General features: G+C 61.3%; 14 protein-coding genes. 10 read left to right on the forward strand and 4 right to left on the reverse strand.

From position 1 onward, the window contains the following. Window positions 1-9: 9 nt before the first annotated feature. Genes KPG71_RS01870 through KPG71_RS01885 form a run of 4 tightly spaced genes read right to left on the reverse strand, consistent with a single transcriptional unit; the run spans window position 10 to window position 4,434 of the window. Window positions 10-840: a hypothetical protein gene (locus KPG71_RS01870; protein WP_216336333.1), complete on the reverse strand. Its 831-nt coding sequence runs from the start codon at window positions 838-840 to the stop codon at window positions 10-12. Next, window positions 837-2,447: an acyl-CoA synthetase gene (locus KPG71_RS01875; protein ID WP_216336336.1), complete on the reverse strand. Its 1,611-nt coding sequence runs from the start codon at window positions 2,445-2,447 to the stop codon at window positions 837-839. The genes KPG71_RS01870 and KPG71_RS01875 overlap by 4 nt, the downstream gene beginning before the upstream one ends. Beyond that, window positions 2,444-3,631, reverse strand: a complete 1,188-nt coding sequence (locus tag KPG71_RS01880) for an acetyl-CoA acetyltransferase (RefSeq protein ID WP_216336338.1) — start codon at window positions 3,629-3,631, stop codon at window positions 2,444-2,446. The genes KPG71_RS01875 and KPG71_RS01880 overlap by 4 nt, the downstream gene beginning before the upstream one ends. Then, window positions 3,628-4,434 carry an IclR family transcriptional regulator gene (locus KPG71_RS01885; protein ID WP_216336340.1) on the reverse strand — a complete coding sequence of 269 codons (807 nt, stop codon included), beginning with the start codon at window positions 4,432-4,434 and terminating at the stop codon, window positions 3,628-3,630. The genes KPG71_RS01880 and KPG71_RS01885 overlap by 4 nt, the downstream gene beginning before the upstream one ends. Window positions 4,435-4,862: 428 nt before the next feature. Here KPG71_RS01885 and KPG71_RS01890 point away from each other — a divergent pair, with 428 nt between their 5' ends. From KPG71_RS01890 to KPG71_RS01935, 10 genes are all read left to right on the forward strand, one after another. Then, the gene (locus KPG71_RS01890) at window positions 4,863-5,513 is read left to right on the forward strand and encodes an isochorismatase family protein (RefSeq protein ID WP_216336342.1); all 651 of its coding nucleotides are present in this window, start codon (window positions 4,863-4,865) and stop codon (window positions 5,511-5,513) included. A gap of 113 nt (window positions 5,514-5,626) precedes the next feature. Beyond that, a complete protein-coding gene (locus KPG71_RS01895) occupies window positions 5,627-6,862 on the forward strand; it encodes an amidohydrolase family protein (protein ID WP_216336344.1) in 1,236 nt (411 codons plus the stop codon). 18 nt (window positions 6,863-6,880) lie between these two features. Next, window positions 6,881-7,603 (forward strand): haloacid dehalogenase type II, encoded by a 723-nt coding sequence (locus KPG71_RS01900; protein ID WP_216336346.1) that lies wholly within the window; start codon window positions 6,881-6,883, stop codon window positions 7,601-7,603. Between the two features lie 70 nt (window positions 7,604-7,673). Beyond that, window positions 7,674-8,795, forward strand: a complete 1,122-nt coding sequence (locus tag KPG71_RS01905; protein WP_216336348.1) for a C4-dicarboxylate TRAP transporter substrate-binding protein — start codon at window positions 7,674-7,676, stop codon at window positions 8,793-8,795. Between the two features lie 72 nt (window positions 8,796-8,867). After that, complete coding sequence (locus KPG71_RS01910; RefSeq protein ID WP_216336353.1) at window positions 8,868-9,362, forward strand: TRAP transporter small permease subunit; 495 nt, start codon at window positions 8,868-8,870, stop codon at window positions 9,360-9,362. A gap of 20 nt (window positions 9,363-9,382) precedes the next feature. Then, window positions 9,383-10,690 (forward strand): TRAP transporter large permease, encoded by a 1,308-nt coding sequence (locus KPG71_RS01915; protein ID WP_216336354.1) that lies wholly within the window; start codon window positions 9,383-9,385, stop codon window positions 10,688-10,690. Between the two features lie 134 nt (window positions 10,691-10,824). Beyond that, the gene (locus KPG71_RS01920; protein ID WP_216336357.1) at window positions 10,825-11,472 is read left to right on the forward strand and encodes a TetR/AcrR family transcriptional regulator; all 648 of its coding nucleotides are present in this window, start codon (window positions 10,825-10,827) and stop codon (window positions 11,470-11,472) included. Between the two features lie 158 nt (window positions 11,473-11,630). Further along, entirely contained in the window at window positions 11,631-12,602 is a 972-nt protein-coding gene (locus KPG71_RS01925) for a TRAP transporter substrate-binding protein (RefSeq protein WP_253196053.1), read from the forward strand. Window positions 12,603-12,667: 65 nt separating this feature from the next. Then, window positions 12,668-13,195, forward strand: coding sequence for a TRAP transporter small permease (locus KPG71_RS01930; RefSeq protein WP_216336361.1), 528 nt, complete (start codon window positions 12,668-12,670; stop codon window positions 13,193-13,195). Next, window positions 13,188-14,471 carry a TRAP transporter large permease gene (locus tag KPG71_RS01935; RefSeq protein ID WP_216336363.1) on the forward strand — a complete coding sequence of 428 codons (1,284 nt, stop codon included), beginning with the start codon at window positions 13,188-13,190 and terminating at the stop codon, window positions 14,469-14,471. Before KPG71_RS01930 ends, KPG71_RS01935 begins: the two co-directional genes overlap by 8 nt. The last annotated feature ends 11 nt before the right edge of the window (window positions 14,472-14,482 follow it).

Here is a 14,482-nt window from a genome sequence, read left to right on the forward strand (position 1 = left end):
TGGTCGGGGTCAGCCGGCCTCGATCACCATCAATTCAAAGGTCACGCAAACCGGCGCGCCACCGGCGACGATGTCACCTGAAAACTGACCATCGTCAGGATCGACGCAATACATCGGCAGGCGCAATTTACCCTCGGCCCATTGCGCGCCGGGCGTTATCACGACCTCGGAAATGGGTGACTCCATCGGAGTCCCGGCTTCGAACCGGGCTCCGATCAGGCTCCCGACCCCCAACACCTCGGCGCGCGCGAAACCCGCGTCCCGGACAATCTGCGATACGGTCTGGTGAATGTCGTGATGCGGGTTCACCTTGGCGATCAGGGCATTGCCGTCGGACGCCCCGTCAACAGGATGGAAGATGGGAAACAGTGTTTCTTCGTTCAACGAAACGTCGAACGCCCCCCCATTGAAGGCATACAGCACGACCCCGGCATCATTCGGCAAGGTCACGTCGTCAGGCAGAAGATGACCGCATTTCACGCTATCGCCTTCGTCCCAAACCGCATGGCAATGCAGCCACCAGGCCCCGTCCCGCTTGCCCACGATGGCCGATCCGTGGCGGATACGGGCGTGCGCTCCATGATGGGTGGCGCTGTACCATGCCGCATGAATCCCATCATCGGACGGCCCCGGCATGACGTAATCGTAAGGGCCGATGTCTATCCCGTCGACAACGATCACCCCGCTGTCGCTGCCGGTCTTCTCCATCACGTCCGCAACCGCATCCATCAACGACTGCCCGCCTTGCAAGGTAACGGGCAGCTTGCGCCCCTGCCCCCGCGCGACCGCATACGGCTTGGGCGCAGGCGGGCCGGGATGGCGGATGACATCACGGGTCATGCCCCCTCTCCGGGCCAGATCCCCTGCGCTTCCAGTTCTTCACGGACGAGTTTCTTGGTAATCTTGCCATAGCCCGTCTTGGGCATCTCATCCAGAAACACGTAGTGATGCGGCAGTTTGTATTTTGCCAGTTTCTGTTCAAGCATCTGCGCCAGATCTTCGGGCGCAACCGACTGACCCGGCTCGCAGGTGCACACGGCAACCCCCACTTCGCCCCATCTGGGATGGGGTGCGCCAAGAATGGCCACCTCGGACAGGGCCGGATGGGTCAGCATGATTTCCTCGATCTCGCGCGGATAGACGTTCGAGCCGCCCGAGATATACATGTCCGATGACCGCCCCGTGATATATAGATACCGTTCGGCATCCATATGGCCCAGATCGCCGGTGCGGAACCAGCCATCGCGGAACGCCTTTTCGTTGGCGCCGTCATCCATGTAATAGCCCGCGCAAACCGCAGGCCCGGCCACGCAGATTTCACCGGTTTCACCGGGGCTCAGGTCACGCCCGTCATCGTCCTGAATGCTGACATGCAACCCCGTGCGTTCGATCCCGCACGACCCAGGGCGCGTGTCCGTCCCATCCTCGATATGATGATCCTCGCGCGGCAGATAGGTGATGCACCCCGTCACCTCGCCAAGACCGAAATACTGCACCAACACCTGCCCCAGTTTGCGCAGCGCGTGCTTCTGGTCCTCCCGATACATCGGGGCCCCCGCATAGATCACGAAGCGCAGGCTGGAATGATCGTACTCATCGACAGCCGGGTGTTCCGTCAGCATCTTCACGATGGTCGGCACCGTGAACATGTTGGTGATCCTGTATCGCTCGACCAACGCCCAGGCTCTGGCCGGATCGAATTTGCCCGACGGCATGAGCACCGAACACACGCCGCCCGCGATCATCATCAACTGGTGCATTCCGGCCCCGTGCGACAAGGGCGCCACCACAAGGCTCATGTCCTCGGGTGTGGTTCCCGGCGTCAGATCATGCAGGTGATTGAGCGCCGTAAAGGTCAACTGGCCATGGGTCAGCACCACGGCCTTGGGCCGCCCGGTGGAACCCGACGTAAAGAACAGCCAGCAGGGCGCATCCCTGTCCACCGCCGCGTCAGGCACATGCACCCCGTCGTGGCGCGCGATCACTTCGTCATACGCGGTACCGAACCCCTGCCCGATGCAAATCACCTGCTCCAGCTTGGGCGCGGCTTCGATGCAGGCGGCGGCATGATCGGGAAACCCCTCTTCACAGAACATCAGCGACACGTCCGATTTCTGCGCCAGATAGGCCACCTCATCGGGTCTCTGGCGATAATTCGACGGCACCCAGACCGCCCCGATCCGCCAGCAGGCCAGCATGATTTCGGTGATCTGGTTGTTGTTGGGGCTTTGCACCATCACCCGGTCGCCAGGCTGCAATCCGTAGTCGTCCCGCATCGCCGCCGACATCGCGCTGACGCGCCGATCCAGATCGCGCCAGCTCAGCTGCAGGTCGCCCCAGATGATCGCGGGCCGGTCCCTGAGCCGCGCGGCGTTCTTCGTCAGGAAATGCGCCAGGTTATGGCTGCGCACGGACCAGGGTAGTTTCGGATCACGGTTCCGCTTCATTTCACGCGCTCCAGAATCGACACGTAAGAGGCCACAGCCGCCCCGCCCATGTTGAACACACCCGCCAGCTGCACATCGTCAAGCTGCATATCGCCAGCCTCGCCCATCAATTGCATCGACGCCATGACGTGTTGGGATACGCCCGTCGCCCCGATGGGATGCCCGCGCGATTTGAGCCCGCCCGAGGGGTTTACCGGCAACCTGCCGTCCCGCACCGTGATGCCCTCACGGATCACGCGCCCGCCCTGGCCACGCTCGGCCAATCCCATGGCTTCGTATTCCAGCAACTCGGCAATGGTGAAACAGTCGTGGGTTTCGACCATGTCCAGATCGTCCAGCGCGAGACCGGCCTGTTCCAGCGACTTGCCCCATGCCGCGCGGGGGCCTGCGAATTCGGTGGGATCGCGACGCGACAAGGCCAGCACATCGTTCACATGGTTATGCGCGCGGAACGCGATGGCGCGGCGCATCTCGGCGGCCACATCGGGATGCGCCACGATCAGCGCCGCCGCCCCGTCCGACACCAGCGAACAATCCGTCCGGCGCAACGGCCCGGCCACCAGCGGGTTCTTGTCGCTGACGGTATTGCAGAACTCCGCCGTAAAGGGCTTTTGCATATGCGCATAGGGGTTGCGCATCCCGTTTTCGTGGTTCTTGGCCGCGATCATCGCCAGTTCCTGCGAATGGTCGCCATGCTGCTGGAAATAGCGGTTGGCGATCTGCCCGAACACTCCGGCAAACCCTCCGTCGATATCGCCCTCCTCGGCGCGGTATGACGCGGTCAGCAGGATATCTCCAACCTCAGGCCCCGGTGTGGCGGTCATCTTTTCGCCGCCCACGACCAAAGCAATCCTGCCACGCCCGGCGGCGATGAAATCCAGCGCCGCATACAGCGCCGCCGACCCGGTGGCGCAGGCATTTTCCAGATGCACCGCCGGAACATGCGCAAGCTCGGGCACCGCCATACCCACAAGCGCGCCCTCGAAGGCCTGTTTGGAAAACCCGTTATTGTAGGCCCCCACGAAAATGCCATCCACATCTGCTGCGCCAATTCCTGCATGATCCAGCGCCTCGGGCACGACCACGCCCATCAGTTCGGTCAGGTCTTCCTCGGGCGCCTTGCCGAATTTCGTATGCGCCCAACCCACGATTTGCGGCTGATTGTCCATCTTCGATCCTCTCATAGTCCAGGGCTCCGGCCCGGTTGAATTCCCTTACATAGCGCATGCTCCACCTGCGCCACTTCGCGCCGCAAGAGAGCGGCCAGTTCTTCCTGCCGCTCGGGCTGCATCCGCGTGTCGATCGCGGCAATCGACAACGCGCCCAGAACCTCTCCGGCGGGGCCGTGCACGGCCATGCCGATGGCCCATGAATTGGGCAGATACAGCCCCGGATTCAGTGCCCAGCCTCGCTCCTGCGCCTTGGTGAGCGAGTCTGAAACGACCTCGGGCGAGTAGCCGGGATATCCTCCGGCCAGTTCCGGCATGATCCTGTTCAGCACTTCACTGCGTTCACCTTCGGGAAGTGCCGCCAGAATGGCCATCCCACCCGCTCCGACACCCAAGGGATGCCTGTCTCCGGTCCTGAGCGCTTGGCTGCGGATCGGATAAGTGCCCTCCTCGCGGTGAACGCAAATACCGTAGGAACCGCGCCGCAACGACAGATAGGCATTGTCCTCGCTCTCGGCGGCCAAGCGCAACAAGCCGTCGGCCGCCGCCCCCAGCAGATCCACCCGCCGCGCGGCCATCAACCCAAGCAGATAGGCCTCGTCGCCCAAAAAATAGGCACGGGTATCGGCATCCTGTTCGATCATACCGGACCGCATCAGGGCAAGCATCAGCCGCCGCACGGTTGGCCGACTCAGCCCCGTCGCCTCGGTCAATGCGGTGATAGGCACCGGCGCACCGGCGCCCTGCCCGACCAGGACCAGCAAAGCCAGAGCCCGATCGACACTTTGCGCACCACCACTGTCCTTTGCTATCGGCATATAGTCCACATTATGGATGCTTGAAATTAATAATGATGACATGCTGCAATATATGCAGTCAATGAACAAGAAGAAATGCACCTGTTAATAACGACAAGTAACGACCCGCACCCGAAACCTGACTTTATATCCATATTGTGTATATGATAATTTCATATTGCCTCACAGCGATAACGAAAACGGATGACCGCCCCTATCGGCGCCCCGGACAGCCGCCAAGGCTCGCCTGGTTTCGCGCAGGACACCGGCACGCCATTCACCATCTGCCCCTCGATCAAACCCAGCCTCCCTGAGCTCTCGCGACCGGAGAGGATCCGGCGTGACAGCCCGATGCGATTGCTCCCCCCGGACAATACAAACAGTCTTGACTGTTTTTTTGACGGAGGTACTCTTTCAGAAAACAATTTCAGCCACAGGGAGTTCGAAACATGGCGCATGCGGACGATTACAAAAATCGAAGCTACGGCGAGATACCCGTGGGAACGGGCTTCAAGCCGGGGATCGTCGTGGTCGATTTCCAGATCGGCTTTACCGACGCGCAATATCCGCTTGGCGGCGCGCCCCTCGTGATGCGGGCGCTCGAAAACACCGCAAAGCTGCTCAAGGTGGCGCGCGCCTGCGGCGTGCCGGTGGCCAATTGCAATACCGCCTACATGAACGAGCGGGAAATGCCCTATTGGAAAATCACCGCCGTGCGCGAAACCTTCCGCCGCGACCATCCCAGCGTGGCCTTCGACGAGCGCATCTACGATCCCGACTACGATCTCACCGTCTGCAAAAAGGGCCCGTCGATCTTTTTCGGGACCGACGTCAGCGACTATTTCACCAAGGAACGCGTCGATACCGTCATCGTGACGGGCTGCAACACCAGCGGATGTATCCGTGCCTCCTCGATCGATTCATTCAGTCACCGCTACAGAACGCTGGTTCCCGAGGATTGCGTCGGCGACATCGAGGAACAACCGCACCGCGACAACCTGCGCGACCTTGGCCGCCGCTACGTGGATGTCGTCGACCTTCAGACAACGCTCGACTACATTCAAAGCTGGCACCAGTCGCAAACCCGCAAAGCCGGCTGACGTTCGACCGGCCGGGCACAGTCGGGCCGATGCCCTCCTGAACCGCCGGCAAAGACCACCCCGGCAAGACCACTCTCATATTCGACACATCCGCCGAAAAGGAACGATGAAACATGGCCGACCTCCTCGTCAAAAACGCCCGGATCGTTGACGGCACGCAACCCGAGCCGACCGATCCGGTCGATATCGTCGTCGAAAACGGGCTGATCACGGATGTCGGCCCCAAGCTGTCGGCCAAGGCAAACGGCGAACTCGACCTCAAGGGGCTGACCGTCATGCCCGGTCTTGTCGATTGCCATGTGCACGTGATGGCAAGCACGGCCAATCTGGGCCTGAACGCATCGCTTCCGTCTTCCCTGATCGCCGCCAAAAGCGCCCGGTTAATGAACGATATGCTGATGCGGGGCTTTACCACCGTTCGGGATCTCGGCGGTGCGGACCGCGGATTGCAGCAGGCGGTGGACGAGGGCTATTTCGTCGGGCCGAGGCTCGTCATCTGCGGCAAGGCCTTGTCCCAGACGGGCGGCCATACCGATTATCGCGGCCCCTACAACAACCACGATGTCGGCTGGTACAATGACCGCCTCGGGGCGATGGGCCGGATTTGCGACGGCGTCCCCGAAGTCCAGCGCGCCGCGCGTGAAGAAATCAAGAACGGCGCGCAATTCATCAAGGCAATGGCGGATGGCGGGGTGTCTTCTCCCTCGGATCCGATCGGATATCTGGTTTTCTCGGTCGACGAACTGAAGGCGATGGTCGAGATCGCGAAGGGTTTCGGCACCTACGCGACAGGGCATCTCTATTGCGACGAAGCAATCGTCCGGGCGCTGGACTGCGGATTCGAGTGTATCGAACACGGCAACCTGATTTCGGATGCCACCATCGAACGCGTCGCGCGTGACGGGATTTTCGTGGTGCCGACCAACATCACCTATGACCTCCTGGCGCGCTGCGGCGCCGATTTCGGCCTGCCGCCCGAATCCGTCGCCAAGGTCTCGGACGTGCGCGAGGCCGGGCTCGAACGGTTGGGCAAGATGCACAAGGCCGGGGTTATCATGGGCTATGGCTCGGACCTCCTGGGGGGGATGCAAACCGAACAATCGGGCGAATTCCCGCTGCGGGGCCGTTACATGCCTGCCGATGCGGTGATCCGCTCCGCCACGGTGGACGCCGCCAGGGTGCTGCGCATGGAAGGGCAGATCGGCACCATCGCGCCCGGTGCGTTTGCCGACCTGATCGCCGTGGATGGCAACCCGCTGGACGACCTCGATCTGCTGACCGGACAGGGCGCGCATATGCCGCTGATCATGAAAGGCGGCGAAGCGATCAAGAAAGCAGCGTCTCTCTGACATTTTGCGAAAGGAGCGATGACCATGCTCACGGATTACACGGCCCTCAGCTTTGACGTTTACGGCACCCTGATCGACTGGGAAAGCGGCATTCGGGAAAACCTGCGCCCCCTCACCGACCGGCTCGACCACGAGATGAGCGCGGATGACGTGCTGGAACTGCATGCCAAATGCGAAAGCAGCCAGCAGGCCCAGACCCCTGCACGGCGGTATTCAGACCTTCTCGCCACGGTCTATCGCCGGTTTGCCGAGGTCTGCGGCCTTGCCGTGGATTGGGACGAATGCAGGCGATACGGGGAAAGCGTCGGAAACTGGCCCGCCTTTCCCGACAGCGCCGACGCGCTGGCCTATCTCAAACAGCACTACAAGATGATCGTGCTGTCCAATGTCGATAACCAGAGCTTCGCCGGATCGGCAGAAAAGCTCAAAATCCAATGGGATGCGATTTGCACCGCTGAGGATGTCGGCGCCTACAAACCCGCACAGGCGAATTTCGACTACCTCCTTCTGCGCCTCGATGAATTGGGCATTGGGAAGAGCGACCTGCTCCATACCGCCGAAAGCATGTTTCACGATCACGTCCCGGCACGCGCAAACGGATTGACCAACGCCTGGATATACCGGCGTCATTCCAAACAGGGGTTCGGGGCAACCATGGACCCCGGCCAACTGGCCGAAACGACATTCCGGTTCAACAGTCTCGCAGAGATGGCCGAAGCCCACCAGAAGGCCGTGGCCTGAATACCCGGAAAAGAGGCGAACAAGACAGGCCTGCACCTCGAAAACCCAAAAAAACGACAGGGAGAAAGAAATGAAAAACCTAATCAGGATCACGGCCCTTGCAGGGCTGATGGCCGCACCGGCCGCGGCGGAAACCACATTCATCGCCAACAGCTTTTATGACGGCGCCGTGCCGATGTCCGGCGAAGGCTACGTGAAATGGGCCGAACTGGTCAAAGACCTGTCCGGCGGCGATCTGGCCCCTGAGGTCTATACCGGCACCGTCCTTCTAGCCCCCCGCGCTGCCCTTCAGGGGGTGCGAGACAACGTCGTTCAGGTAGCGCACCACGCCGCAGTCTACACCCCTTCGGAACTCCCGGTCGCCAATGCCGTACAGGAACTCGGCTTCAACTATTCCAACCCGGTTCCGACGATCTTCGCCGTGGCCGACTTTTCGATGAACAACGCGGCGCAGCTGGCCGAATGGAAGGACAAGGGCGTCGTCTATCTCGGGGCCTATACCACCCCACCCTATGTGCTGATGTGTTCCAGCCCTGTGCGCAACCTGGCGGAAATCAAGGGCAAGCGTATCCGCACCGCCGGGTCCGCGGTTTCGGTCTGGGTGGAAGAGGTCGGCGGCATCCCCGTCAACGTGCCGTCCAGTGAAATGTATACCGGGCTTGAACGCGGCACGCTCGACTGTGCGACCAACGCGGCCAGCGATCTTGTCGACCGTTCGCTGATGGAAGTTGCCGAACACACGACCCTGGTTTCGACCGGCATGTACTGGTCGGGTCCGCAATGGGGCTACAACCCGGCGTTCTGGGCCGGTCTGACCCCCGAGCAGCGTTCTGTGCTGATGGAAGCCTCGGCGCGTTCGATGGCACGCATGGTGATTGCGTATAACGAAAAGGTTCAGAACGGGCTGGAAGCCTCCAAGGCCGCTGGCGGCAATGTCTACGAACCCGAGGACGACCTTGCGGCATCGCTCGCCAGTTTCCGCGAGAAGTCGCTGAGTTCCGTCTATGACAAGGCGCGCGATCAGTACGGCCTTGAAAACGCCGAAGAGGTCGTCGACGATTTCCTCGCAGCGATGGACAAGTGGGAAAAACTGCTCGACGGTGTCGATCCGTCCGACGAAGATGCCCTGACCGCGCTGGCGATGCAGGAGATTTTCTCGAAAATCGATCCGGCAACCTACGGCGTCGACTAAGACCCTTTCGGGCGGGCGCGTCCCTTCCGGCGCGCCCGTCAAAAGCACATTGCTGACACAAGGATTGCGGCCATGTCGTTTCTCATCCAGACAATCCGCTGGCTGAACATCGGGGGGCTGACATTGTCCGCCATCGCGATGCTGGTGATGATGTTGCACATCACTCTCGATGTCGGCATCCGCTATTTCTTCAACGGTCAGATCGTCGGCACATTGGAAGTCGTCTCTTTCTACTACATGGTCGTGCTCGTGTTCCTTGCGCTGGGCTATGTCGAAAACCGCAATGAAAACATCCGGGTCGATCTGTTTGCGCAGATGATGCCACGGCGCGCGCAGCTTGCGCTCTATATCTTTGCCTGCCTCGCGGGGCTCGTGTTTTTCGGAATGCTGTTCTGGCAATCGCTGCATGACGCGATCGGCTCGACTCAGCGCAAGGAAGACGCGATGAGCAATTTCACCTTTTTCATCTGGCCCGCACGCTGGGCTTTACCGCTCGGTTTCGCCGGTGTGTTCCTGGCCACGGCCTCGAACCTGCTCAAGTCCATCGCCCGTCGGCAAGCCCTGTAACACATCCCGGAGACTGAAAAATGAGCAATCTGGACATCGGTATCTGGGGCACGGTTCTGGCGCTTGTGATGATCGCCCTGCGGGTTCCGGTGGGATTGGCGCTTGGGCTCGTTTCGATTGGCGGCATCGCCATGATGTTCAACATGAATGTCGCCTGGGGCATGATCTCGGCCACCCCGTTCGATTACGTGGGCCAATGGGAACTGTCGGCGGCCCCCATGTTCCTGCTGATGGGCTTTGTCTGCTCGTCCACCGACATGACGCGCGGGCTGTTCATGTCCCTGCGGCTCTACCTTGCGCGTCTTCCGGGAGGGCTTGCGATCACGTCGGTCGGGGCCTGCGCGTTCTTCGCCGCCGCCTCCGGCTCGTCGGTCGCGACCGCCTCGGCCATGTCGCGCATGGCCGTCCCCGAAATGCTGGACAACGGCTATGACCGGGGCCTTGCCACCGGAACGATCGCGGCCTCCGGCACGCTCGGATCGCTGATCCCGCCTTCGGTCCTGCTGATCCTCTTCGGCGTTTACGCGCAGGTATCGGTGGGGCAATTGTTCATGGCCGGGTTCATCCCCGGCATCCTGTCGGCGCTGATCTATATCGCCATGATCGTGATCCGGGTGAAACTGAAGCCCGAACTCGCCGGAACCGTGACCGTCGACCCCACCCCCGAGGAACGCGCGGCGGCGCTGCGCGATGTCTGGCCGCTCCCGACTCTCATCCTTGTCGTACTGGGGGGCATTTTCACCGGCATCTTCTCTCCGACCGAGGCAGGTGCCTTGGGCGCATTCGCCGCCGTGATCATCGCCATCATGCGCCGCAAGTTGACCCGCAAAGCCATGATCGAGGCGATGCGCCAGGCCGTGGTGTCCACGGCGTCGATTTTCATCATCCTGATCGGCTCGCTTTTCTTCACACGCTTCCTGGCCCTGTCCGGTTTCCCCCGTGCATTCGCCGACGCCATTCTTTCGGTCAGCGATCAGGTCTGGTGGATTCTGTTCGCCGTCGCGGTCATCTACCTCGTTCTCGGCATGCTGATCGACAGCATCGGGTTGCTGCTGCTGACGCTTCCGATCCTCATTCCGCTGGTCAACGCGGCGGACATCAACCCAGTCTGGTTCGGGATCATCGTGATCAAGCTGCTGGAGATCGGGCTCATCACCCCGCCCATCGGGCTGAATGTCTACATGATCAACGGAGCCCTGAACAACAGGGTCACCTTGCCGGAAATATTCCGGGGCATCACCTGGTTCCTGGCCATGGATTTGCTGACGCTCATCATCCTGATCGCGTTCCCGATCCTGTCGCTGTGGTTGCCCTCCATCGCGTATTGAGCGGCCGGTCACCCCTATGATCCGATGCCGCGCCATCACGGGCGGAAAACGTCGGAAACCTTGGCAACATGCCATGTATTGCGTAACCGGTGGCGGCCAGACCCAGGCCACCAAAGACACAAGGCGTAGAGGAAATGGTAAAACGTGAGAAACAGGCACGCAGTATCGCCACGCGGGAGAAACTGATCGAGACCGCGCTCGATGTCATTTACGATGTCGGGTATAACAGGGCGTCCACACCGGAATTTTCCGAACGCGCCGGCGTATCGCGCGGGGCTTTGCTGCACCATTTTCCGACACGCGCGGATATCATCGTCGCGGCGATGGAAAAGCTGCTGAGCGACGGCACCCGCGATATCCGCAACATCGCAGGCAAAGTCACGCAAAAACAACTGGGTACCGACGAGTTCGTCGATTTTCTCTGGAGCATGTTCTCGGACCGGTTTTATTACCTCTCCATCGAATTCATCAACGAGGCCCGCACGGATGAGGAACTGCGGCTGAAAATGATGCCGGTGGTAAAGAACTTTCATGAGGCCCTCAATGAAATCTGGGCCGAATTTCAGACCCGTGAGCACCCGTCCTCCTCTCATGAGGCGCAGGTCATCCTGAACCTGACCGTGTGCCTGGTGCGCGGGATGGGCATTCAGACCGTCCTGAAAAACGATCCCGAATATTTCGCGACCTTGCTTGACGCATGGAAAACCATTTTGCGGCAACTGGTCAAAAAACCCTCCGAGGTCGGGAAAACGCCCCTGTTTGCAACGCAAGACACCCCGTAGCGGGCGGCAAAGGCCAATAAATCCGGCGGTATTGAGATTCTTTATGGGCACCATATAAATTCCATATACCCCACCCTTCGTATCGCTCCAATCTTGTCGCTCTTCATCCTTACCGCTAACAAGACGACAGATACTTGGGAGGATCTGCTATGACATCAATGTTCCGTAAACTCGCCACCGCCGGCGCAATCGCGATGCTGGCCGGAAGCGCAGCCGCACAGACCGAAATCAAGATCGGCTATGCCCTGGCCCCCGACAGCCACTACGGCGTCGCCGCCAAAAAATTCGAAGAGGTCGTTCTGGCCGAAACCGGCGACGATTTCACGTTCCGCCACTTCCCCTCCTCGGGTCTGGGCGGTGAGCGTGAGGTGATCGAAGGCCTTCAGATCGGCACCGTGGAGGCCACCATCGTGTCCTCGGGGACGCTGGCCAACTTCGTGCCGGAAACCGGTGTGTTCGACATCCCCTTCCTGTTCCGCGATCTCGGCCATGCGCGCCGGGTACTGGATGGCCCCATCGGGCAGGACATCCTGGCCAAGTTCGACGATGTCGGGCTGCACGCGCTGGCTTGGGGCGAGCAGGGCTTTCGCCACATCACCAACAACCGCAACCAGATTCAGGGGCCCGCCGACGTTCAGGGCCTGAAACTGCGCACCATGGAAAACCCCGTGCACCTTGCCGCCTTCGAGGCCATGGGCGCCGCCCCCACCCCGATGGCCTGGCCCGAGGTGATCTCGTCGCTGCAACAGGGCGTGATCGACGGGCAGGAAAACCCGCTCTCGGTGATCGTGTCGGTCAAGCTGAACGAGGTTCAGGAATACCTGACACTGTCGGGCCACGTCTATTCGCCCGCGATGCTGCTGGTGTCCAAACCTTTCTGGGAAGGTCTGAACGACGATCAGAAAGCCTCGCTTGAAAAGGCCGCGACCGAAGCCGTGACCGCCATGCGCGCCTATGTCGACGATGTCGAAACCTCGGGTGTCGAAACGCTCAAGGAACGCGGCATGAAAGTGGGCGAGTTGTCGGCCGAGCAAAAAGCCGAGTTCCAGGCCGCGATCCAGTCGGCCTACGAAGGGTACTACGAGACCTACAGCAAGGAACTTGTCGACGCGATCGTCGCAACCGAGTAAGACAATTCAAAATCCGGATGTGGCCGGTGCCCAGGGGTGCCGGCCCATTTCTATAAAGGTCTCTGGTGCGGAAACTGGAACGCATAATCGTCGCGCTGAATGCCTGGGCGCTGATCGTCATGCTGTCGGCCATGGCTCTGGTCGTGGGCGCGAATGTCGCGCTGCGCTACCTGACGGCGCATTCCCTGCCCTGGGCGGACGAGGCCGCGCGCTACCTGATGATCTGGATGACCTTCGGCGGGGCCGGTCTGGCGCTGCGCGTGGGCGGGCATGTGGCCATCACCAACCTGCACGATGTCTTCCCAACTCTGGGCCGGCGCCTGTTGCGCGGGGCGATCGTCCTGGCGCTGCTGGGCTTTTTCGTCTTCATGGTCTGGGTCGGCTGGACCTATGCACAACGCATGCAATATCAGGTCACACCGGCCATGCGACTGCCGTTTTTCTATGTCTACCTGGCGATGCCCGTGGGGTTCGGTTTGCTGATCCTGCACCTGCTCATGATCGCGAAACCTTTCGTCATGGCAGGGGATTACAAGGGCCTGAAAGGCGACGCGACACAGGGCGAAACCCTGCCGGGGGGCGCCAATGGCTGAAATCCTGTTTCCCGCGCTGTTCATCCTTCTGGCCCTTGGCCTGCCGGTGGCCTTCGCCATGGCCATTTCGGTCTTTCTCGCGCTCAGCTTCGGCTCCAGCTATCCGCACCTCGTCGTCGTGAAAGAAATGTTCGCGGGGCTGGACAGCTTCCCGCTGCTGGCGGTGCCGTTCTTTATCCTCGCCTCGGAAATCATGACCGGCGGCGCGGTCACGCAGGCCCTCTTGCGGCTGGCGCAATCGCTGGTGGGGCACCTGCGCGGCGGGCTTGGCCATGCCAATATCGTCAGCTCGGCCATGTTCGCGGGCATCTCGGGCAGCGCACTGGCCGATGCCGCAGGGCCCGGCGCGATGATGATCCGCATGATGGAAAAGGGCGGCTATGACAAGGGCTATGCCGGGGCGCTGACCATCGCCAGCGCCGTGGTTGGGCCGATCATCCCGCCCTCGATCACCATGATCATCTACGCCATGCAGGATCAGACCGTTTCGGTCGGCTCGCTGTTCATGGCCGGTATCCTGCCGGGCCTCCTGATCACTGCGCTCGTGCTGACCGCCAACGCCCGGATGAGCCACCTGCGCGGCTATGCCAGCGGCACCGCCCGCCCGCCACTATCCGAAATCGCGCGCATCGCGCTTTACGCCGTCCCGGCGCTGTTCCTGATCGTGCTGATCGTCGGCGGCATCCGCTTCGGAGTCTTCACCCCGACTGAGGCCTCGGTCATCGCGGTGTTCTACGCGCTGTTCGTGGGCATGTTCGTCTACCGCTCGCTGCGGCTGCGCGACCTGCCGCAGATCGTGCTCCAGGCGGCGCTGACCTCGGCTGCCGTGCTGCTGATCCTCGGGGCCGCACGCGCCTTTGCCTGGGTGCTGATCATCGAAGGTATCCCGCAATTCCTGGCCGAAACCATCATTTCATGGGACCTGTCGCCCATCGTCTTCCTGCTGGCGGTCAACCTGCTGCTGCTGGCCTTCGGCCTGTTCATGGATCCGCTGCCGGGGGTGATGATCCTTGTCCCGATCCTCGCCCCGATCAGCCATTCACTGGGGATCGACCCGAACCATTTCGCCATCGTCGTCATCGTCAACCTGACGATGGGGCTGACGACGCCGCCGGTGGGCAGCCTGATATTCGTCGTCTCCTCGACGGTCGGCCTGCGCCCATCCACCCTGATCAAGGAAATGCCGCCGTTTTTCCTGGCGCAGCTGATGGCGCTTTTGCTGATCACCTTCCTGCCGTTCCTGTCCACATGGCTGCCCGCGGCCAGTGGCTTCTGACGCGCACCATT

It is taken from the genome of Roseovarius sp. PS-C2 (assembly GCF_018862045.1).
Taxonomy (GTDB): domain Bacteria; phylum Pseudomonadota; class Alphaproteobacteria; order Rhodobacterales; family Rhodobacteraceae; genus Roseovarius.

What these genes read in the sequence shown, in the direction of transcription:
- KPG71_RS01875 (WP_216336336.1), bottom strand. Translation starts at nt 2,447, where the DNA reads ATGAAGCGGAACCGTGATCCGAAACTACCCTGGTCCGTGCGCAGCCAT.
- KPG71_RS01885 (WP_216336340.1), bottom strand. Translation starts at nt 4,434, where the DNA reads ATGCCGATAGCAAAGGACAGTGGTGGTGCGCAAAGTGTCGATCGGGCT.
- KPG71_RS01880 (WP_216336338.1), bottom strand. Translation starts at nt 3,631, where the DNA reads ATGAGAGGATCGAAGATGGACAATCAGCCGCAAATCGTGGGTTGGGCG.
- KPG71_RS01900 (WP_216336346.1), top strand. Translation starts at nt 6,881, where the DNA reads ATGACCATGCTCACGGATTACACGGCCCTCAGCTTTGACGTTTACGGC.
- KPG71_RS01910 (WP_216336353.1), top strand. Translation starts at nt 8,868, where the DNA reads ATGTCGTTTCTCATCCAGACAATCCGCTGGCTGAACATCGGGGGGCTG.
- KPG71_RS01895 (WP_216336344.1), top strand. Translation starts at nt 5,627, where the DNA reads ATGGCCGACCTCCTCGTCAAAAACGCCCGGATCGTTGACGGCACGCAA.
- KPG71_RS01935 (WP_216336363.1), top strand. Translation starts at nt 13,188, where the DNA reads ATGGCTGAAATCCTGTTTCCCGCGCTGTTCATCCTTCTGGCCCTTGGC.
- KPG71_RS01920 (WP_216336357.1), top strand. Translation starts at nt 10,825, where the DNA reads ATGGTAAAACGTGAGAAACAGGCACGCAGTATCGCCACGCGGGAGAAA.
- KPG71_RS01870 (WP_216336333.1), bottom strand. Translation starts at nt 840, where the DNA reads ATGACCCGTGATGTCATCCGCCATCCCGGCCCGCCTGCGCCCAAGCCG.
- KPG71_RS01905 (WP_216336348.1), top strand. Translation starts at nt 7,674, where the DNA reads ATGAAAAACCTAATCAGGATCACGGCCCTTGCAGGGCTGATGGCCGCA.
- KPG71_RS01890 (WP_216336342.1), top strand. Translation starts at nt 4,863, where the DNA reads ATGGCGCATGCGGACGATTACAAAAATCGAAGCTACGGCGAGATACCC.
- KPG71_RS01925 (WP_253196053.1), top strand. Translation starts at nt 11,631, where the DNA reads ATGTTCCGTAAACTCGCCACCGCCGGCGCAATCGCGATGCTGGCCGGA.
- KPG71_RS01915 (WP_216336354.1), top strand. Translation starts at nt 9,383, where the DNA reads ATGAGCAATCTGGACATCGGTATCTGGGGCACGGTTCTGGCGCTTGTG.